The organism is Mycobacterium sp. IS-1742 (assembly GCF_001500125.1).
Taxonomy (GTDB): Bacteria; Actinomycetota; Actinomycetes; order Mycobacteriales; family Mycobacteriaceae; genus Mycobacterium.
The window spans coordinates 78,188-98,182 of sequence record NZ_LQIV01000002.1 but is presented as its reverse complement, the minus strand read 5'-3'; the positions used below and the strand labels follow the sequence as shown (position 1 = coordinate 98,182).

Genomic DNA, 19,995 nt, shown 5'->3' with positions numbered 1-19,995 from the left:
GGTGACCGGCTCCAGAGCTTGGGAATGTTGGCCTCGGCGCTGGCGGGGCGTGCCCTCGGGGTGGCGCCGGTCGGTCCCGGAGAGCCGTCGTGGACGGACGGCCAGACCCTCTATCTCGATCCCTCCGCGGGGGCCCGCGCGAACCTCGACTCGGTCGCGGTGCATGCGTCGCTGATCGCGGCGGGCAGCCTCGACCCCGACCTGATGGCGGCTCTGGGCCGACGCACCCGGACGGCGAGGCGCTACCTGGCACTGGAGGGGCACCGTGCCCTGGTGGCCAATGCGGCGCTGCTGCCTGGTGCGTTGGCCTCGCTCGGTGATCCCGGCGTGGCGAGCCGCAGCGAGTCTCCGGCGGTCTCGTTGTCGTTGGCGTCCGGGAAGGCTGTGGTGGACGATCCGCCCGAGGGGTTCGGTGTCATCCGCGCCAAGAAGGTCATCGCCGCGAGCAGCAAGAGTTCCGGACAAGTCGATCACGAAACGGCTGGGCACGTACCGCGTCGAGAGAGCAAAGAGGCTCTCGAAGAACTCGACGACGGCGAGGTCGACGACACCGACGACCCGGATGTGTTCACCAGTCCCGTGGGCGGTGCAGGCTTCATCGGCACATGGTTCAAGAAATTCCTGTCATCGGCGCGCAAGACCGGCGGCAGCGGTGGCGGTCCACCCGGTGCCGACGCTCCAACCCACCGGACGAACTCGGCAAACCGCGGCGCCTACGCGGTGTCGTCGACCGCCAGGGCATCCAGCGAGGAGGTCGCCGATATCACGCCGGACGGCTTCACGTACCCCGAGTGGGATGTGAAACGTAAGGCGTATCGGCCGCAATGGTGTACGGTCCGCGAAGTCGAGGCGCGGATCAAGGCCTCTGCTCCGCAGGCAATCGAGGGTGCCGTCGGTGTGCGCCGGCCTCTGGCCCGCCTGGGGATGGGGCTGCACCGGCGCCATCGGCAGTCCCAGGGCGACGACATCGACATCGACGCGACCATCCAAGCGCGCGTGGAGGTGATCGCGGGATCGGTACCCGACGAGGCGGTCTACCTCGACAGCTTGCGTCGCCGTCGCGATCTCTCCGTGCTCCTGCTGTTGGATGTCTCCGGATCGACCTCAGAACCCGGGACCGTCGGCCGAACGGTGCATCACCAACAACGCGCCGCAGCCGCTGATCTCATGGTCGCACTGCACGACCTCGGTGACCGGGTCGCGCTCTACGCCTATTACTCGCAGGGGCGAACCGCGGTCAACATCGTGCCTGTCAAGCGGTTCGACGACCACCTCGACGCCAGGGTCATCAGGCGGTTGAACAGCCTGGAGCCGGGCTCCTACTCCCGGCTCGGCGCGGCGATCCGCCACGGGTCGGCCGTGTTGGAGTCCCGCGGCGGAACATCGCGCCGGCTGCTGGTTGTGATCTCTGACGGGCTCGCCTACGACCACGGTTACGAGCGGACGTACGGGGCGGCCGATGCGAGGCGCGCGCTGACGGAGGCCCGCCGCCGTGGGACGGGGTGCGTATGCCTGACGGTCGGCGCGAGCACGGACGTGGCGACGCTGCAACGTGTGTTCGGCAGCACGGCACATGCGACCATCGCCCGGCCGGACCAACTCGCCGGCGTCGTCGGACCTCTCTTTCGGTCGGCGATCGTGTCCGCGGAGGTCCGGCGCCGTGTGTCGTGACGGGACGGGTAGCGGCGTCTCCGTCGACGATCTGTTGAAACAAACATCTGTTCCGAGCTAGGTTCACTGGCAGAGCGTTGGACGACGAAAGGGGTGCTATGGGCACCGAGTCAGGGCTTGCGTACCAGAACGGTGCAGCGCCGAAGGCCGAATCGCGCCCGTATTACCAACCGGTGGGTAACGAGGAAACGGTCTTCAAGGCGGCATATCGCCAAGGTTTGTCGCTGGTTCTGAAGGGGCCGACCGGATGCGGAAAGACCCGCTTCGTCGAGGCGATGGCTCACGACCTCGACCGCGAGTTGATCACTGTCGCCTGCCATGACGACCTGACCACCGCGGACCTCGTCGGCCGTTACCTCCTCCAGGGTGACGAGACAGTGTGGGTCGACGGTCCGCTGACCCGGGCCGTCCGGGAAGGTGCCATCTGTTACCTGGACGAAGTGGTCGAAGCTCGGCAGGACACCACAGTGGTGCTGCATCCGCTTGCCGATTACCGGCGGCAGCTGCCGATCGAGCGCTTGGGCGTCACGCTGGACGCGGCGCCGGGATTCGGCCTCGTCGTCTCTTACAACCCCGGTTATCAGAGCGTCCTCAAAGACCTGAAAGACTCCACGCGGCAACGGATGGTCGCCATCGAATTCGGTTTCCCCCCTCCCGAGGTGGAAGAGGGGATCGTCACCCGCGAGGCGGGCGTGGATCAGGCCACGGCGGCCGAGCTGATCCGGTTCGGCCAGGCGATCCGTCGCCTGGAAACCGGCGGACTGCGTGAAGTCGCATCCACGCGTGTACTCATCGCGGCCGGCCGGCTGATCGCCGAGGGCCTCGACATGCGCGAGGCCGCCAGGGCCGCGATCGCGGGCCCGCTCACCGACGACATGCAGGTGGCTCGTGGCCTGAACGAGATGATCGATGTCTACCTGGGCCAGCCGGCGGGGTCCGGTGATTGACGCTGCGCGGCATCGGCCGCTAGTGTCTGAACAAATGTTAGGTTGCGCCGATCGGCGATCGACGGATTCGTCTGGAGGTCAGGTTGTCCTACGAAAGCACCGCTGAGCCGATCAAGGTCGGCTATTTGATGGACTTCACCCTGCCGCCGGGATTCCCCGAAGAGCTGATGGCCTCCTTCACGCGTTGCTTCGACCTCATCTTCAAGGAGGCGCATGAGCAGGGGCTGATGGATCGGCCGGTGCAGATGATCTACCGCGAGGTGGAGGGCCTGCCGAAGGGGTCGGTCAAGGCGGTGATCGATGCGTACGCCGAACTCGTCGACGAGGGTTGCCTGGTGGTGTTCGGACCGAACATCACCGACAACTGCGTCCCCATGCGGGAGGCCATCGAGGAGCGGTTCAGAGTGCCGGCGATCAGCGTCACCGGCACCGACGACTGGTTGGGTGAGTGGACGTTCGCCTTCCCGCAGGGATCGATGACCGACGAGCCGATCTTTCTCGTCGATCTCATCGCCAAACGCGGATTGAAGGACATCGGCGTATTGGTCGAACAGAACCTCATCGGCGAGAGTTACGTGAAGAACTTGCGCAGCGCCGCTGCGCGCAAGGGCCTTCGCATCGTGGCGGAGGCACCGATCGCCCAGACGGCGCAGGACATCAACGACGCCGTGCGCACCCTGCACGATGCCAAGGCCGAGACGATCGTGCACCTCGGATTCGGGTTCGGGATCGTGTTCATCAACCCGGCGCTCGAGGCCGTCGACTGGGACCCGCCGCGGTTCACCACCACCGCTTTCCAGAACGCGTGGGTCAATCCGATCATGTGGAACGCATTTCTGGGCTGGATCGGTATCGACCAGTACGACGAGGGCAACACAATCGGGCAGGCCTTCCTCGACCGCTATGCGGAGAAGTACAACGGCAGCCGCCCCGAATACTGCGTGTCGGTGGTCAATCACGATGTCGCCGCGACGCTGGTTCGTGCATTCACCGACGCGCATCCGCTGAGCCCGCGGGGGGTCAAAGAGGCACTGGAGCGGGTGAAGATGATGCCCGCCGCCTCGGGTGCCCCCGGTACCCGGGTGTCGTTCGGCAAATGGACACGACGGGCGTGGATGGGCGCCGGGTACCTGGTCGCCCGGACTCTCGATGCGGACGGCATCAACTCGCACCTGGTGGATCGCTTCGGAGAGGAAGACTGACCGATGACAACCCAGGAGTCCTTGCCGCCGGACACTAGGACGGATTCAGCGAAATCGACACGCAGCGGCCCTAACTGGGGCCGCGTGATCGCCCTGCTGGCGTGGCTCGGGTTCCTGGGACTGTTCGCCGCGGTCGGTCGAACAGAGGTCGACCCGCGGGTGGCCAACCCGAACGTCGAGGGTCGGCCCCGTCCAGTCGAGTTCCTGACCGCATTCGATCACTGGCAGATCATCCCGCAGGTGGGTGCCGTGATCATCGTCGTGCTGTTCACCGTCATCTTCATCGTCGGCTGGCGGAGAAACCCCGGCAGTCCGGTGCTGCTCATGGTGCTGTGCACCACGCTGATCGTATGGCAGGACCCGATCATGAACTGGTCGCCGTATGCGGTGTACAACCCGATGCTCCTGCACTGGCCGGAGAATTGGTACCTGATCATGATGTCGCCGACCGTCGAACCCTTCATCGTGTTCGGCTACGTCTTGTTCTACTTCGGCCCGTACTTCCCGGCGGTCTGGATTCTGCGCAAGATGCAGGCGAAGCGTGGTCCGGAGGCGTTCGTCACCCGGCACCCTCTGCTCAGTTTGGGCGCATTGGTGCTGGTGATCGGGTTCATCTTCGACGCCATCCTCGAGGTCAGCCTGGTCCGCACCGGCCTGTACATCTACTCGCAGGCCATCCCGTTCGGCACGTTGTTCCCAGGCAGCACCTTCCAGTTCCCGTTGATCTGGGAGTCGTTCTCGGTGACCTTCGTCATGGTTCCTGCAGCCATCCTGGTCTACCGCGACGACACGGGAAAGTCGGTGGCGGAGAAGCTCGCTGCGAAGGCCAGGCTGTTCCCCGGAAAACCCGTGCTCGGCACGTTCCTGGTGATGTTCGCGATCATCAACGTGTCGTACTTCGCTTACGGCAGCTGGTTCTGGGCGATCAAGGCCAGCGGGCTGGCAACGTCGGTCGCGTGCCCGTGGCCGTATCCAGAAGCGAAGATCTATGACCCACAGGGCTATTACAGGGCGAACGGAGCGGAGGGGCCTTACTCGGTAGGCAAGTGGTCCACCTGGCAGCAGGGGCCGTTCAGCAACCCTGACGTGGAGCTGGGTTCGAAGAGCAACCGGTGCGCATCCGAGAACCAGAATGGGTGAGCCTCGGACCGTCGTCATCACCGGTGCGTCGCGCGGACTGGGCTTCGCATCGGCCGTGCGCCTCTATCACGAGGGGTGGCGCGTGGTCGCCGCGATGCGCACACCCGATGAGTGCGTCGCTCTGCTACGCGAAGCTGTCGGAGCCACCGAAAACGACGACCGGCTCCTGTGCGTGCAGCTCGACTTGGTGGATCCGGCCTCGGTCGCCGGCGCAGCCAAGACGATCGAAGAAATGGTCGGTGCGCCGTACGCACTGATCCACAACGCCGGGATCTCCGCTGCGGGAGTCGTGGAGGAGACCGACATCGAGCTGTGGCAGAAAATGTTCTCGACCCACGTGATGGGCCCGGTCGCGTTGACGAAAGCGTTGCTTCCCTCGATGCGCGCGGCAGGCCGGGGCCGGATTGTGCTCGTGTCGAGTGCCGGTGGGGTGCGCGGTCAGCCGGCCATCGCGCCCTACTCTGCCGCCAAGGGGGCGTTGGAGCGCTGGGGCGAGTCGATGGCCGGTGAGATCGCCCCGTTCGGTCTCGGCGTGACCATTCTGGTCACCGGCACCTACGACACCGACATCATCACCGACGCGGGGACCACCGACGATCGGGATTTCGCAGGACCTTATGCCCGAATACACGCAACCATGAACACCCGCGGGCGGTTCGCGATGCGGTTGGCGCGGCCGCCGGAGCGATTCACCGACGGACTGGTCAAGGCGTTGCAGGACACGAAATCGTTTCGCCGTCGGGGTGTCGGCCCCGACGCGTCGATGCTGTTGGCTGCCAACCGAGTTCTGCCCGCCGCGGCAATGCACCACGTTTCCCGCCTGGTGATGGGGATACCTCGGCACGGCGCCATGCGGGACGGGGCCTACCCGTTGACGACTGGTCAGAAGGCGATGGTGTTCGCCGCCAAGGTGCTTCCGCAGCCGGTCCTCATGCGGTTGGCATCGCTGGCGACGCGCCTGTCGACCGCCAAGCCGGAACCACGACAGGACAGTGCAAACGATGGCTGATGTGAATTCGACGTTCGAGTCGAGGATGCTGATCGACGGCAAGCTCGTCGACGGTGAGGCGGGCACCTTCACCAACATCAATCCGGCGAACGAGCAGGTGCTCGGCGAGGTCGCCGACGCGTCCAAGGCCGATATGCACCGGGCGATCGACGCTGCGCGCCGGGCGTTCGACGAAACGGACTGGTCGACCCACGGTGAACTGCGCAAGCGCTGCCTGCTGCAATTGCACGAGGCCATCGAGAGCGAGCTGGAGGAGCTGCGCGAGGAGCTCATCCTCGAGGTGGGCGCCCCGCGCGCGGTGACCCATGGACCGCAGCTCGACGCGCCGCTCGAGGACGGGCTGAAATACCCGGCCCGGCTGATCGACGAATTTCCCTGGGAGACCGACCTCGGCGACAAGGTCGTCTCCGTGACCGGCGTCAACACCCGCCGCAAGGTGTGGCACGAACCGGTCGGCGTCGTCGGTGCCATCGTGCCGTGGAACTTTCCCTTCGAGGTCACCATCAACAAGCTCGGGCAGGCCTTGGCGACGGGCAACACCGTGGTCCTCAAGCCGGCGCCGAACACGCCGTTCAACGCCACTCGGCTGGGACGGCTGATCGCCGAGAAGACCGACTTCCCGGCCGGTGTCGTCAACATTGTCACGGCCTCCGATCACTTGGTCGGGGAGGAACTCACCATCTCGCCCAAAGTCGACATGATCTCGTTCACCGGATCGACGGCCGTGGGTAGAACAATCATGGAGAAGGGCGCCGCGACCATGAAGCGGCTCTTCCTCGAACTCGGCGGCAAGTCGGCGACGATCGTTCTCGAGGATGCCGACATCAACACCGCCTGCCTCATCGGCATCGGTCCGCTCATGCACGCCGGGCAAGGCTGCGCTGCGCCCACCCGGATGCTGCTGCCGCGGTCCAGATACGACGAGGGTGTGGCGATACTGCAGGCGATCTACGAGAACGTGAAGGCAGGCGATCCGCAGGACCCGAGCACCATCTGCGGTCCCGTCATCTCCGCAAGACAGCAGTCCCGCATCCTCGGCTACATCCGAAAGGGTGTCGACGAGGGCGCGACCATGCTGGTGGGCAGCACCGAGCCCCCGACGGACTTCGACAAGGGATTTTGGGTCAGCCCAACGCTTTTCACTGATGTCGACAACGCGATGACGATCGCGCAGGAGGAGATCTTCGGTCCGGTGCTGGCCGTCATCCCCTACGATGACACCGAAGACGCGATCCGGATAGCCAACGACAGCGTCTACGGCCTCGCCGGCAACGTGATGTCCGGCTCACTCGAGAGCTCCCTTGCCGTCGCGCGCCGGTTGCGCGCCGGCTTCATCGGACTCAACGGGACTGCAGGTTACGGCGCGGACACGCCATTCGGGGGCTATAAGAACAGTGGCGTCGGACGGCAGAACGGGATCGTGGGATTCAGCCAGTACACCGAAGTGAAATCGGTCGCATACCCGGCCGACCAGGCCTGACAGCTCGAAGGGGCAACGATGGAACAGCTTTTCGACGACCTCGATGACTTCGGTACGTTCGACGACGCGATCTCCGGTGACGTTCGGGACCCTTACACCGAACTGGCGCGGTTGCGGCGGGAAGAACCCGTCCAGCGCCTGGAGACATCGGGCATGCTGCCGCACGAGGAATCGTTGCCCATGTTCATCGTCTACCGGCACGAGGACGTCCAACACATGTTGCGCGACAACGAGACGTTCTCCTCGCGCGGCGTGATCGATGCGTTCGGTCCCGTGCTGGGCGAAGGCGTGATGCTGGGGATGGACGAGCCGATTCACGGCAGGCTGCGTTCGTTGGTGTCGAAGGCGTTCACCCAGAAGGCCCTGGCGAAGTGGGAGGACGAGCTTGTCGGTCGCGTTGGCAACTCCTTGATCGACAAGTTCGCTCCGAAGGGCAAGGCCGATCTGGTCAAGGAGTTCACGTTCGACTACCCGAGCCAGATCATCGCGGGACTGCTGGGTCTGCCGCGGGAGGACTATCCACAGTTCCAGCGCTGGTCGATCTCCCTGCTGAGTTGGATGATGAACCCGGAACGCGGGTTGGCCGCATCGGCGGCGCTGTGTGACTACTTCGCGCCGATCCTCGAAGCGCGCCGTGCGGAACCGCAAGACGACCTGATCAGTCGTCTCGCGGAGGCCGAGATCGACGGGGAGAAACTTGCGGACGAGGAGATCTACTCGTTCTTGCGACTGTTGCTGCCCGCAGGTGTCGAGACGACATATCGGTCGCTGGGCAGCCTCCTGTTCGCACTGTTGTCGGATCCCGCACAACTCAACGCGATTCGGGACGACCGGTCGCTGCTGCCCCAGGCCATAGAGGAGGGCGTGCGGTGGGAGCCGCCCCTGCTGACCATCACACGCGTGGCCACCCGTGATACCGAACTGGGCGGAGTGAGTATTCCGGCCGGCGCGACGGTGATGCCGATGCTGGGTTCAGCGAACCGGCAGGAGGAGCGCTACCCGGATCCCGATAGGTTCGACATCTTCCGGCAGGCCAAAGCGAATCTCGGGTGGGGGCACGGCGTGCATGTGTGCCTCGGCATGCATTTGGCGCGCCTTGAGATGCGAACCGCCATAAACCTTCTGCTCGACCGCCTGCCGAACCTGCGGATGGACCCGGCCGGCGATGATCCGCACATCCGCGGTCAGGTGTTTCGTTCGCCGACTTCCGTGCCCGTGCTGTTCGATCCTTCGTGATCGATGCCGAAGTCATTCTAGCGAGGAGCTGTTCGTGAGCGATCTGGAGTCGATCGACTACTTCACCGACATGTCGTTGGTGCCCAACCCGTACGACTACTACGACCAGTTGCGTTCGAAGTGCCCTGTGCAGAACGCGACGCCATACGGTGTGATGGCGGTTACGGGTTATCGCGAGGCACTCGCGGCCTACAAGGATCCGGCGATGTCGTCGTGCGTCGCCGTCGCGGGCCCTTTCCCGCCGCTGCCGTTCACACCGGAGGGTGACGACATCAGTGCCCAGATCGAAGAGCACCGCGCCGCCATTCCGATGGCCGAACATATCGTCACGATGGACGCCGAGGCGCACCAGAGGACGCGGGGGCTCCTGAGCAAGCTCATCACCCCGAAGCGACTCAGCGAGAACGAAGAATTCATGTGGCGCCTCGTCGACCAGCAACTAGACAAAATCGTCGACCGCGGGTCATGCGAGTTCATGGAGGAGTTCGCCAAACCGCTTGCGCTGCTGGTCATCGCCGACCTGCTCGGTGTGCCGGCCGAAGATCATCAAGAGTTCAAACAGATGATGGGCGCCGAGCCACTCGGGGAGGTCGAGGGCAACAGCGGCGAAACCGTCGCGCACAATCCGCTGGCGTGGCTCGACGAGAAGTTCACGTCATACATCAGCGACCGCAGGCGGCAACCTCGAGCCGATGTGCTCACAGAACTGGCGGGGGCGACCTATCCCGACGGGTCGGTGCCCGAGGTCGACGAGGTCGTCAAGCTCGCTACCTTCCTGTTCGCCGCCGGTACCGACACGACGACCAAGCTCGTCGGCACCGCTATGCGAATGCTGGGGGAGCGCCCGGACATTCAACAGTCACTTCGCGAGAATCGCGCCCAGATCCCGGCCTTTCTCGAGGAGTGCCTGCGGATGGAGAGCCCCGTCAAGAGCCACTTCCGGTTGGCAAGCACGTCAACGACGATCGGCGACCATGAAGTCCCGGCGGGAACGATTCTCATGATGCTGCCCGGCGCGAGTAACCGCGATCCGCGCAAGTTCGAAGACCCGCATGCCTTCAAGCATGACCGCAGCAATGTCCGCGAGCATGTCGCCTTCGGTCGAGGGCCGCATTCCTGCCCCGGCTCACCATTGGCCCGTGCCGAGGCCCGGATAGCCGTCAATCGGATCCTGGATCGAATGGCGGACATCCGCATCTCCGAGGAAATGCATGGACCACCCGACAGCCGAAAGTACGACTACGAGCCGACATTCATCATGCGTGGCCTGACGGCACTTCATGTGGAGTACGACCCGCTGCCTGACGACTGACCGAAGTGTGCCGTGCTCACGACCTGTGAGGGCAGGCAATGAAGCGTCTGAACGGGATGGACGCCCTGTTGCTCTACAGCGAAACACCCAACGTACACACGCACACGCTCAAGATCGCGATTCTCAGTTCGGCAGAATCTGATTCGGTTGCGACCCTCGACGGCTTCCGGCGTACTCTCGAACGCCGGTTGCCGCTTCTGGAGCCTCTGCGATACAAACTGGTGGAAATACCTGGAAGGCTGCATCATCCGATGTGGCTGCAGAACTGCGAGGTTGACCTCGACTATCACCTGCGGCGGGTGAGGGTTCCGGCGCCCGGCGGGAGGCGTGAGCTCGACCATGTCATCGGCGAAATCGCCAGTACGCAACTGGATCGGCGGTACCCGTTGTGGGAGTTCTACTTCGCGGACGGTTTGGCCGACGGGCGATGGGCGCTGATCGGCAAGGTGCACCACGCCCTCGCGGACGGTGTGGCCTCGGCCAACCTGCTGGCCCGCCTGATGGACGTGGACGGCGCAGGCTGCGCCGCGTCGACGCCGGCCGAACCGTGTGCGCCGCCGTCGTCTCTGCAACTTCTGCGCGCCGCTGGTCGCGATCATGTGCGGCAGCTTGCCGAGATGCCCGCAACCGCTCGCGATGTCGCCATCGGCTCCTGGCGACTGCGGCGGCGCACGCGCGAACGCGGTGAGACGCCCGATTTCGCGCAGTTGATGCGTGCTCCGGCAACGTTCCTCAACCATGTGGTCTCGCCGGTTCGACGGTTCGGAAGCGACACCCTACCGCTGGACGTCGTCAAGACGACGGCCAGAAAGCTGGGAATGACGATCAACGACCTTGTGCTGGGGATGGCGACCGGAGCGCTGCGCACGTTGTCGTTTCGCTACGACGGTGCCGCCGACGAACCCATCGTTGCGTCGGTTCCGCTGAGCACCGACCAGTCGACCGAGCGAGTCACGGGTAATGAGATCGGTGGCCTGGCCGTGTCTCTCCCGGTGCATATCGCCGACCCGCTGGAGCGTCTCCGGCTCGTGTCGGAGGCGACCGCGATCGCGAAAGACAACCAACGACTGTTCGACCAGGAGTTGTACGGGCGACTGATGGGTTATGTGCCGCCCGCTGTCGCCACTCGGGCGCTGCAGTGGGTCGCGGCGCACGACACCGACCGCCGCCTCATGAACATCCCCATCTCGAACGTTCCCGGACCGCGCATCCACGGTCACTTCGACGGTGCCCGCGTCGATGAGATCTATTCGGTGGGTCCGTTGGCGCCCGGATGCGGCATGAACATCACCGTCTGGAGTTATGTCGACCAACTCAACATCTCGGTGATCACCGACGATGTGACCATCGCAGACACCACAGAGGCCACCGACGCCCTCCTCGCGGCGTTCGACGAGATCCGTTTCATCGCAGGCGTGTAGCGGTCATCATCCCAGGACGGGAAAACGCCGTTCCTCGGCGAGTTCGTCCAACGCGCGCTGCATGACCCCTCGGACATGGGCGTCCACCTCCGTGATGTCCGGGTCGCGGCCGAATTGTGCGACGACGTCGATAGGAGCCAGCACCCGCGTGACGATCTTCGTCGGCAACGGAAGATTGACCGGAAGGACGGCGCTGATCCCGAAGGGAAACCCCACCGAGATCGGGAGGATGTCGGAGCGGAACCGCTCGAGTCCGAGCCGCTTCGCGAGCCAGGTGCCGCGGGTGAGGAACAGTTGACTCTGCTGACCACCGATCGACACCACCGGCACGATGGGCGTACCCGCCGCCAGCGCGGTGGCCACGTATCCGGTGCGGCCTTTGAAGTCGATGACGTTCGCCCGCAGCGTCGGGCGATAGGCGTCGTAGACACCACCCGGGAAGACCAACACGACCGCGCCCGACTTCAGCGCTTGTGTGGCGACCGTCCGACGGGCAGGGATGAGGCCGATGCGCGAGACCCAGTCGCCGACGGGGCCGGTGAACAACGCATCGTGTCCCAAGGTGAGAACCGGTCGGTCGTAGCCGAAGTGGTCATAGAACGCGCCGCTGAACGTCACGGTGTCGAGGGTGAGAATGCCGCCTGAGTGGTTGGACACTGTCAGCGCGCCACCGGTGTGTGGGAACGAGTCCATGCCGCGCACCTCCCAGCGGAACCAATGCCTGCCGACAGGGCGGGCGGCGTCGATCAGCCTGCGGATCGATGCCGGATCCCAGCGAGAAGGGTCGTAGCGGTCCGCGGCGCTGACATCGTCCATCGAGTGAGTCCTTCGATCGCTTGCGCGCGTTTCCTATCGACGTGCCCGACGTGCCCGACGTGTCTGTCGGCCGGGTCAGGAGCGCACGGTCGCCATGCTACCCAGAAACAACTATTTGGTTTAGCTGCGGGCGGACAGGCGCGAGATCCACATCAGGCGTGGCGTTCCGCGACACCCCGAAGCGTCGTGTCGCGGACGTGGATCAGTGCCTCACGTGTCCCCAGGTCGCGAAGGATGTTCTCGGGGACCCAGCCGATTCCGATGACAGCGCGGGCCAGCAGATCGTTCGGCGGGCTGTCGATGCGGATCTCGCCGGACCGGATCCCCTCGGACAGGAGATTCCTCATCTGCCGCACGCGTTTGGAGAACAGCCACCCGGGGTTCGGCGTACCGGGAGGGGACTGCCGCATCCATGCCAGCTGGATGCGGAACTCGTCGCCGAAGCGGTCCAGCGCGTTGGTGTTGATCCAGCTCAACGCGTCCAGCTTCTCGATCGTCGTTGCGTCGGCACCCAGCACCTCGGTCCAGCCCAACGCGATCTTCTCGCCGAAGGACCGCATGATCGAGGCGAGCAACTCGTCCTTGGAACCGATCAGCCGGTACACGGTGCCCGTGCCCATGCCGGCCGCCGAGGCGATGTCGCGGATCGTGGTGACCTCGTACCCCCGGCGTCCGAATTCCGCACGAGCGACGGCGCGCACGTGTGCCGTCTTGCCGTCGGCCTCGGTCTCGCCGTCGTCGCTCCACGACTGCACGACGGCGTCGGCGGCCAGGAACGCCGCCGACCGATCGAGACTCCGATCGGTCGGAGGCTCGACTGCCAGGCCCTCGAGCACGATTCGGGTGAGGAGGGTGGCCACCTTCTCGGCGGGCGCGTTCTGCCGGATGACGTCGAGACCGGCCTGCAGCATTGTCTGGACCATCCGGTCTGCCAGCACCGGTAGGTCGACGTCTGACCTGAGATAGCCGCTCCACCGGGCTGCCCGCAGCGTCTGCAGCATGGCCTGCAGGATCGCCGTGGGCCTGCGCTGCGCGAGCGCGGCGAGTTCGGGATTGGAGCTGCGGCCCTCGTAGAACGACATCTGCAGTGCGGCGCGGTGGGTCACGGCGCACTGGGCGATCGCCGCGCTCAACTCCACGATCCGGTCGAAGGCGGAGTGCGAGACGGGGTCGTCCAACTCGAGCTCGGCGAGTTCGGCGATCCGGTCGAGGTCGGCGTGGTAGCGCCGGAGCAGTTCGACGAGGATCGACTCCTTGGACTCGAAGTGGTGGTAGAGGCTTCCGGGCAGGATGCCCGCGGCGTCCGCGATCTCCTGAAGTGACGTGCGCAACCCGGAGGTGGCGATCAACGATGCCGCGGTCTGCAGTATCTCGGTGCGGCGTGAGCCGTCGTCGTACGCATTGCCGGCCTCGGACCCGAGGGTGGAGGCGCGTTTCGCCGCACCGCGTTTCGGCGTCACCGTACGACGCCCCACGACTCCGCCAATGACCTCGACTCCCAACGCGCATTCGCCACTCTGACCGAATGTTTGGTGGAATCCTACCAGAACGCAGATGGTCGGATGGCCTCCTGCCTGCTGAAACATCAGTCGTCGGCGATAGTGTGGAAGATCCGTTTGGGAGAACGTGTTCCAACGGGGCCCACAAGTGGAACGGCGGAAAACCGGTCGGCGGATGGGCTCGGTACCAAACTTTTGTGCCACAACCCTTGCCTACCCTCCCGGAGTGACATAGTTTCGCATCGTTCGAGCGCGAGAGTCGGCTCGCGCCTCATGGACATCGGAGGATGCATGACCGGAAAGCTCGACGGCAAGGTCGCTTTCATCACCGGTGCCGCCCGCGGCCAGGGTCGCGCGCACGCCATCGCGATGGCCAGAGAGGGCGCCGACATCATCGCGGTGGACATCTGCCGTGACATCCCGTCGAACCCGTATCCACTCGCGACTCCGGACGACCTCGCCGAGACCGAGCGTTCCGTCAAGGAGATCGGCAGACGCGTCGTCGCGCGGATCGCCGATGTCAGGGAACGCCACGATCTCCGCGACGCCGTCGAGGCGGGGCTGGCCGATCTCGGCAGGATCGACATCGTCGTCGCCAACGCGGGGATCCTCCCGATGGCGATGGGCAACCCCGATCCCATGGGCTTCGTCGACGCGTCCGACGTCGACCTGCTCGGGGTGATGAACACGGTCGCCGTCGCCATCCCGCACCTACCGGACGGCGCCTCGATCATCGTCACCGGCTCCACCGCGGGCATGATCCGTGGCACCACCACCAGCCCGGACATGGGTCCCGGCGGCGCCGGATACGGGTGGAGCAAGCGCATCGTGATGGAGTACGTCGACGAGATGTGTCTTCACCTGGCGCCGAGGATGATTCGCATCAATGCGATCCATCCGACGAACTGCAACACCCATCTGCTGCAGAACGAGGGCATGTACGGCGTGTTCCGGCCCGACCTGACCGCCGAGGGCAAGAAGCCGACGCGCGAGGATGCCGAACCGGTGTTCACGATCTTCCAGGCCATGCCGATCCCGTACATCGAGCCGGAGGACATGGCCAACCTCGGGGTGTTCCTCGCCAGCGACGACAGCCGATACATCACCGGACAGCACATCCGCGTCGACGCCGGCTCGCTGCTCAAGTGGCCCAACGGACCCGGTGGTTAGGGCCGGTGCAGGAACCCGTGCAGGATCGCCTGGACGAGTTCCTCGACGATGGCCTCGCGTGACGGGGGGCTGCTGCCGAAGAACGTCGAGCGCAATGCGACCATGCCGACAACCATCGCCACCGTCGAATGGGCGGGCAGGTCCGGCTGGTTCGACCGCAGGCCGCGCAGGCGCACGCCTTCGGCGCTGATCCGCCCGAGCATGCTCAACGCGCGCCGGATGTCGGCGATGCCGGCGGCCTCGATGTCCTCGTCGCCCAGCCCGTCCGAGGCGACGAGCGTCAGCAACAGGCCCCGGTTCTCGACGAGGACGTCGTAGAGATGGCCGACGAACTGCCGCGCCAGGTCGACCTCGTCGGTCTCCTCGGGAACGACGGTCCGCCAGGTCTGCGCGAAGTCGTCGAGGAAGCTCGTGAACGGCACCACGAGCGCTTCCCGGAACAGTCCGGCCTTGGAGCCGAAATGGCGGAACAGCAGATACTCGCTCACGCCGGCCGCCTCGGCGATCTCGCGGGTGGTGGTGCTGCGATAGTCCTTGCGCGCGAACAGATCACGGGCGGCATCGAGGAGCAGCCGGCGGGCCTCACCACGGGGCCGGCGGCCGGCCTGAACCGGGACGGCGGTCTGCTTGTCGGACGAATTTCGCTCGGACACCATCGTTGAGCCTAGTCGGCCCTTGACCGCCGCCGTTGTAATAGTGTCCACTATTAATAGTCGGAGAAAGGGGCTGGCGTGGGCGCGGTCATCATGCTCGGCACGCTGTTCGGGCTCATCGCGGTCATCGTCGGCGTGATCGTCTTCGTCGACCCGGAAGCGCGCAACCGCGATGGACGGGACCGATGAGCGCCGAGCTCACACCGGCTCTGATCGCCGGCCTGTCCTTCGCCTACGTCGGCGGCATCGTGTTCCTGGGCGTCGGCGTGGTCCTCAGCGTCCGGCGGGGCCGTCTTCATCCACTGCTGCTGGTCTCCATCTCGGCGATCTCGTTCTCGTGGATCGAGGCGCCGTACGACTGGGCGGTCTACGCCCAATTCCCGCCGGCGCTGCCGCGGATGCCGTCGTGGTGGCCGCTGAACATGACGTGGGGCGGCGGCCTCCCGTCCTCGGTGCCCGTCGGATACATCGCCTACTTCGTGCTGCCCGCAGTGTTGGGCGCCGCGCTCGGCCGGCGACTGATCGCGCAATTCGGTTGGCGCAGGCCCCAGACGCTCCTGGCGGTGGGCCTGCTCGTCGGATTCTGCTGGGCACTGCTCTTCAACGGATTCTTCGGTCCCCGGCTGGGTGTCTTCTCCTACGGGTACGTCATTCCCGGCCTCGCGATCTTCGAGGGGAGCAGGTACCAGTATCCGATCTACGACGCCGTCGCGATGGGCATCCAGATGATGGTGTTCACGTACCTTCTCGGCCGCACCGATGCCCAGGGACGCAATGTCATCGAGTCGTGGGCCGACCGGGCGTCCAAGACCCGGGTGCAGTCGGCGGCCGTGTCGATCCTCGCCGTGGTCGTCGTCGGCCATGCGGTGTACGGTGCCGTCTTCGCCCCGCATCTGGTGACGAAGCTCCGCGGTGACGTGACGTCGGGACCGACCGAGCAACTGTTCCCCGGTGTGCCCAACCAACCTCGATGAGGATTCCCGTGACCAGTGATCCCGCGGTCGAGTTGTACTACGACCCTTTTGATTTCGCGATCGACGACGACCCGTACCCGGTCTGGGAGCGGATGCGCGCCGAGGCGCCGCTGTACTTCAACGACAGGTACGGCTTCTATGCGCTCAGTCGCTTCGACGATGTGGTCCGTGCGCTGCCGGACTGGGAGACCTACCGGTCGGGTCGGGGGACGACGGCGGACATCCTGTTCAGCGGCATCGAGGTGCCACCGGGGATTCTTCTCTGGGAGGACCCGCCCCTGCACGATCTGCACCGGCGGCTGTTGTCCAGGGTCTTCACTCCCCGCCGCATGCTGGCCGTCGAGGATCTCGTTCGCGGATTCTGTTCGCGCGCACTGGATCCGTTGCAGGCGGCCGACGGCTTCGACTTCGTCGTCGATCTCGGAGCGATCATGCCGATGCGCACGATCGGGTACCTGCTGGGTATCCCCGAGGAGGGGCAACAACAGATCCGCGACCTCAACGACAAGAGCATCACCGTCGGCTCGCAGGGCGCCGACGCCGGCGGGGTCAGTCAGACGATCTTCGAGGAGTCGCTCGGCGTCTTCGCGGAGTACATCGAATGGCGGGCGACGCATCCCTCCGACGACCTGATGACGGAGCTGCTCAACGCCGAGATCGAGGAACCCGACGGGACGCGCCGACTCCTCGACCGCACCGAGGTTCTCGCGTACACCGCGATGATCGCCGGCGCGGGCAACGAGACGACGGCGCGGCTTATCGGCTTCATGGGTCAGTTGCTCGGCGAACACCCCGGGCAGCGGCGGGAACTCGCCACGGACCCGTCGCTCATCCCCTCGGCGGTGGAGGAGACGCTCCGTTACGAACCGCCGTCACCGGTGCAGGCGCGGTATGTCGCCCGCGACGTCGAGCTGTACGGACAGACGGTCACCGAGGGCTCCTACATGCTGTTGCTCAACGGGTCGGCCAACCGGGACGAAACACGGTTCGACGATCCCGACCGCTACGACATCCACCGACAGGGCGGCCACCTGAGTTTCGGGCAGGGGCTGCACTTCTGTCTCGGCTCGGCCCTGGCGAGGCTCGAAGCGCGCGTGGCCTTCGAGGAGGTCCTCAGGCGATGGACGGACTGGGAGGTCGACTACGACAACGCGACCCGGGCGCGTACGTCGAGTGTGCGGGGTTGGGCGACGTTGCCGGTGAGGACTCGCTGACCGTTCGGCCGGCCCTCAGGCCTTCGCGCCGTCGACCGCCTCGAGAACGGCCGCGGCCGTGGACGGGTCGGTCACCAGCTGGTTGAAGTAGCCGCCGCGGGCGCCGGCGATGATCGAGGACACCTTGTCTCCGCCCACCGCCACCGCGATCGTCACGGGGACGTGGCGCAATGCCTCGAGTTCGACGGCGATCAGGCGGTCGCTGCCCTCGAACTCGACCTCGTCGCCGTTGCGGTCGTAGAAGCGCGAGCACACGTCACCGACCGCCGCCCGCAGGGAGTTCGACCGGGTCGGGACGAATTGCGGGATGTCCGAACGCATCAACGGCGGCGCCCCGACACCCATCAGAGCGCAGCGGGCGTGCGGCCACAGGTGCAGGACCCGCTGGATGCTCGGATCGTTGAGCAGCGACGGATACAGATCCGGTCCGGGCAGCGCCGGGGCGAACAGGTAGTTCGGCCTTCCGTTGATCCGGTTGGCGACGCGCCTGGTGATCTCGTTGGTCTGGTACCACTCCTCGGGCTGGTCGTTGCCGCCGACCGTGGGTGCCACCAGCACCCCCGGCAACGGCACGAGGTCGTACTGGGACACCTCGTACACCGTCCGCCCACTCGACACCAGCAACACGTCCCCGGGTAGCAGCCCGGCCCCGGCCAGCGCCCGCCCCACCGCGGGCGCCAACGCGGCGCCCATCACGTCGACGAGGCCGCGGCCGGGGCCCGGGTGGGGCAGCGGGTGGCTGAGGAAGACCGTCGTCAGGGAGAGTGCGCGCGCCACCCGGTCGGCGAGGTCGCCGGATGCGACCTCGGCGGGCGGGACCACCTCGATCCGCACGATGCCGCGCCGCTTGGCCTCGGCGAGCAGGCGGCTCACCGTCGCCCGGCTGGTGCCGAGCTGCGTCGCCACCTCGGCCTGCGTGGCGTCCTCGGTGTAGTACAGCTTCGCCGCGGCATAGAGCAGCGAAGCCGGGAAATGGCCGGCGTCGGCGTCCGGGACGGGACTGTCGACGCCGGTCGGGGACGCGGGCTGTGCGGACCGGGGCACGCCAAGAAGTATGACACTGAACACCTCTAGCTGAACAGATTCTCTCTGAACAGATGTTCTGGACAGATGTGCACAGCATTGGTTAGTGTGAGCGCAGCCACACGAGAGGAACCGCTGATGCCCGATCAGATCCCGGAGAAGATGCAGGCCGTGGTCTGCCACGGACCGCGCGACTATCGACTCGAGGAGATCGCCGTCCCCCAGCGGAAACCCGGGGAGGCGCTGATCAAGGTCGAAGCGGTCGGGATCTGCGCCAGCGACCTCAAGTGCTACCACGGCGCGGCCAAGTTCTGGGGCGACGAGAACCGTCCCGCGTGGGCCGAGACCATGGTGATTCCCGGCCACGAATTCGTCGGCACGGTGGTCGAACTCGACGACGACGCGGCCCAGCGGTGGGGGATCGCCGTCGGCGACCGGGTGGTCTCCGAGCAGATCGTGCCGTGCTGGGAGTGCCGCTTCTGCAAGCGCGGCCAGTACCACATGTGCCAACCGCACGACCTGTACGGCTTCAAGCGCCGTACCCCGGGGGCGATGGCCGGCTACATGGTCTATCCGGCTGAAGCCCTGGTGCACAAGGTCTCCAAGGACATCAAGGCCCACCACGCCGCCTTCGCCGAACCGCTGTCGTGCTCCCTGCACGCGGTCGAACGCGCCCAGATCATGTTCGAGGACACCGTCGTCGTGGCGGGGTGCGGGCCGATCGGCCTGGGCATGATCGCCGGCGCCCGGGCCAAGAACCCGATGCACGTCATCGCGCTCGACCTGGCGCCCGAGAAGCTCGAGCTGGCCGAGAAGTGCGGCGCCGACATCACGATCAACATCGCCGAACAGGACCCGGTCGCGATCGTCAAGGAGCTCACCGACGGTTACGGCGCCGACGTCTACCTCGAGGGCACCGGGCACACGGCGGCGGTACCCCAGGGGCTCAACCTGTTGCGCAAGCTCGGCCGCTACGTCGAGTACGGGGTGTTCGGCAGCGACGTCACCGTCGACTGGAGCATCATCAGCGACGACAAGGAACTCGACGTGCTCGGCGCGCATCTCGGGCCGTACTGCTGGCCGGCCGCCATCAAGATGATCGAGTCCGGTGTCCTGCCGATGGACGAGATCTGCACACATCAGTTGCCGCTCACCGACTTCCAGAAGGGTCTCGACCTGGTCGCCAGCGGTAAAGAGTCGGTCAAGGTCTCGCTGATCCCCGCCTGAG

Annotated in this window: 17 protein-coding genes; 13 read left to right on the top strand and 4 right to left on the bottom strand. The window is 65.7% G+C overall.

Annotation, left to right across the window (positions count from 1 at the left end; genetic code table 11):
• Positions 1–24: 24 nt before the first annotated feature.
• The 9 genes from AU196_RS02485 (at position 25) to AU196_RS02445 (ending at position 11,418) form a co-directional block, all read left to right on the top strand.
• On the top strand, positions 25–1,671 hold the full coding sequence (locus AU196_RS02485) for a nitric oxide reductase activation protein NorD (RefSeq protein WP_082695598.1): 1,647 nt from the start codon (positions 25–27) through the stop codon (positions 1,669–1,671).
• A gap of 98 nt (positions 1,672–1,769) precedes the next feature.
• Positions 1,770–2,618 (top strand): CbbQ/NirQ/NorQ/GpvN family protein, encoded by an 849-nt coding sequence (locus tag AU196_RS02480; RefSeq protein WP_059093498.1) that lies wholly within the window; start codon positions 1,770–1,772, stop codon positions 2,616–2,618.
• Between the two features lie 83 nt (positions 2,619–2,701).
• Positions 2,702–3,820, top strand: a complete 1,119-nt coding sequence (locus tag AU196_RS02475) for an ABC transporter substrate-binding protein (RefSeq protein ID WP_059093497.1) — start codon at positions 2,702–2,704, stop codon at positions 3,818–3,820.
• Between the two features lie 3 nt (positions 3,821–3,823).
• Entirely contained in the window at positions 3,824–4,960 is a 1,137-nt protein-coding gene (locus tag AU196_RS02470) for a spirocyclase AveC family protein (RefSeq protein WP_059093496.1), read from the top strand.
• Positions 4,953–5,969, top strand: a complete 1,017-nt coding sequence (locus AU196_RS02465; RefSeq protein ID WP_059093495.1) for an SDR family oxidoreductase — start codon at positions 4,953–4,955, stop codon at positions 5,967–5,969. Before AU196_RS02470 ends, AU196_RS02465 begins: the two co-directional genes overlap by 8 nt.
• The gene (locus AU196_RS02460; protein WP_059093494.1) at positions 5,962–7,449 is read left to right on the top strand and encodes an aldehyde dehydrogenase family protein; all 1,488 of its coding nucleotides are present in this window, start codon (positions 5,962–5,964) and stop codon (positions 7,447–7,449) included. Before AU196_RS02465 ends, AU196_RS02460 begins: the two co-directional genes overlap by 8 nt.
• Before the next feature lie 18 nt (positions 7,450–7,467).
• Positions 7,468–8,685: a cytochrome P450 gene (locus AU196_RS02455; protein WP_059093493.1), complete on the top strand. Its 1,218-nt coding sequence runs from the start codon at positions 7,468–7,470 to the stop codon at positions 8,683–8,685.
• Positions 8,686–8,719: 34 nt separating this feature from the next.
• Positions 8,720–9,997 carry a cytochrome P450 gene (locus tag AU196_RS02450; RefSeq protein ID WP_059093492.1) on the top strand — a complete coding sequence of 426 codons (1,278 nt, stop codon included), beginning with the start codon at positions 8,720–8,722 and terminating at the stop codon, positions 9,995–9,997.
• A 38-nt stretch (positions 9,998–10,035) separates the two neighbouring features.
• Positions 10,036–11,418 carry a WS/DGAT/MGAT family O-acyltransferase gene (locus AU196_RS02445; RefSeq protein WP_059093491.1) on the top strand — a complete coding sequence of 461 codons (1,383 nt, stop codon included), beginning with the start codon at positions 10,036–10,038 and terminating at the stop codon, positions 11,416–11,418.
• 6 nt (positions 11,419–11,424) lie between these two features.
• Here the strand turns inward: AU196_RS02445 and AU196_RS02440 are convergent, their stop codons facing one another.
• Together AU196_RS02440 and AU196_RS02435 are read right to left on the bottom strand one after the other, a co-directional pair.
• On the bottom strand, positions 11,425–12,234 hold the full coding sequence (locus tag AU196_RS02440) for a lysophospholipid acyltransferase family protein (protein WP_059093490.1): 810 nt from the start codon (positions 12,232–12,234) through the stop codon (positions 11,425–11,427).
• A gap of 152 nt (positions 12,235–12,386) precedes the next feature.
• Positions 12,387–13,694, bottom strand: coding sequence for a TetR/AcrR family transcriptional regulator (locus AU196_RS02435; protein WP_059093489.1), 1,308 nt, complete (start codon positions 13,692–13,694; stop codon positions 12,387–12,389).
• Positions 13,695–14,024: 330 nt separating this feature from the next.
• On the opposite strand from AU196_RS02435, the gene AU196_RS02430 reads away from it, so the two are divergent.
• Positions 14,025–14,903: a mycofactocin-coupled SDR family oxidoreductase gene (locus AU196_RS02430; protein ID WP_059093575.1), complete on the top strand. Its 879-nt coding sequence runs from the start codon at positions 14,025–14,027 to the stop codon at positions 14,901–14,903.
• Here the strand turns inward: AU196_RS02430 and AU196_RS02425 are convergent.
• Positions 14,900–15,559, bottom strand: coding sequence for a TetR/AcrR family transcriptional regulator (locus AU196_RS02425; RefSeq protein ID WP_502687203.1), 660 nt, complete (start codon positions 15,557–15,559; stop codon positions 14,900–14,902). The genes AU196_RS02430 and AU196_RS02425 overlap by 4 nt on opposite strands.
• Before the next feature lie 182 nt (positions 15,560–15,741).
• Here AU196_RS02425 and AU196_RS02420 point away from each other — a divergent pair, with 182 nt between their 5' ends.
• Positions 15,742–16,530, top strand: coding sequence for a spirocyclase AveC family protein (locus AU196_RS02420; protein ID WP_059093488.1), 789 nt, complete (start codon positions 15,742–15,744; stop codon positions 16,528–16,530).
• Positions 16,527–17,744: a cytochrome P450 gene (locus tag AU196_RS02415; protein ID WP_502687202.1), complete on the top strand. Its 1,218-nt coding sequence runs from the start codon at positions 16,527–16,529 to the stop codon at positions 17,742–17,744. The genes AU196_RS02420 and AU196_RS02415 overlap by 4 nt, the downstream gene beginning before the upstream one ends.
• Before the next feature lie 15 nt (positions 17,745–17,759).
• Here the strand turns inward: AU196_RS02415 and AU196_RS02410 are convergent, their stop codons facing one another.
• Positions 17,760–18,788 carry a sugar-binding transcriptional regulator gene (locus AU196_RS02410; protein WP_059093486.1) on the bottom strand — a complete coding sequence of 343 codons (1,029 nt, stop codon included), beginning with the start codon at positions 18,786–18,788 and terminating at the stop codon, positions 17,760–17,762.
• A gap of 117 nt (positions 18,789–18,905) precedes the next feature.
• Here AU196_RS02410 and eltD point away from each other — a divergent pair, with 117 nt between their 5' ends.
• Entirely contained in the window at positions 18,906–19,994 is a 1,089-nt protein-coding gene (gene eltD / locus AU196_RS02405) for an erythritol/L-threitol dehyrogenase (protein WP_059093485.1), read from the top strand.
• Position 19,995: the final 1 nt, after the last annotated feature.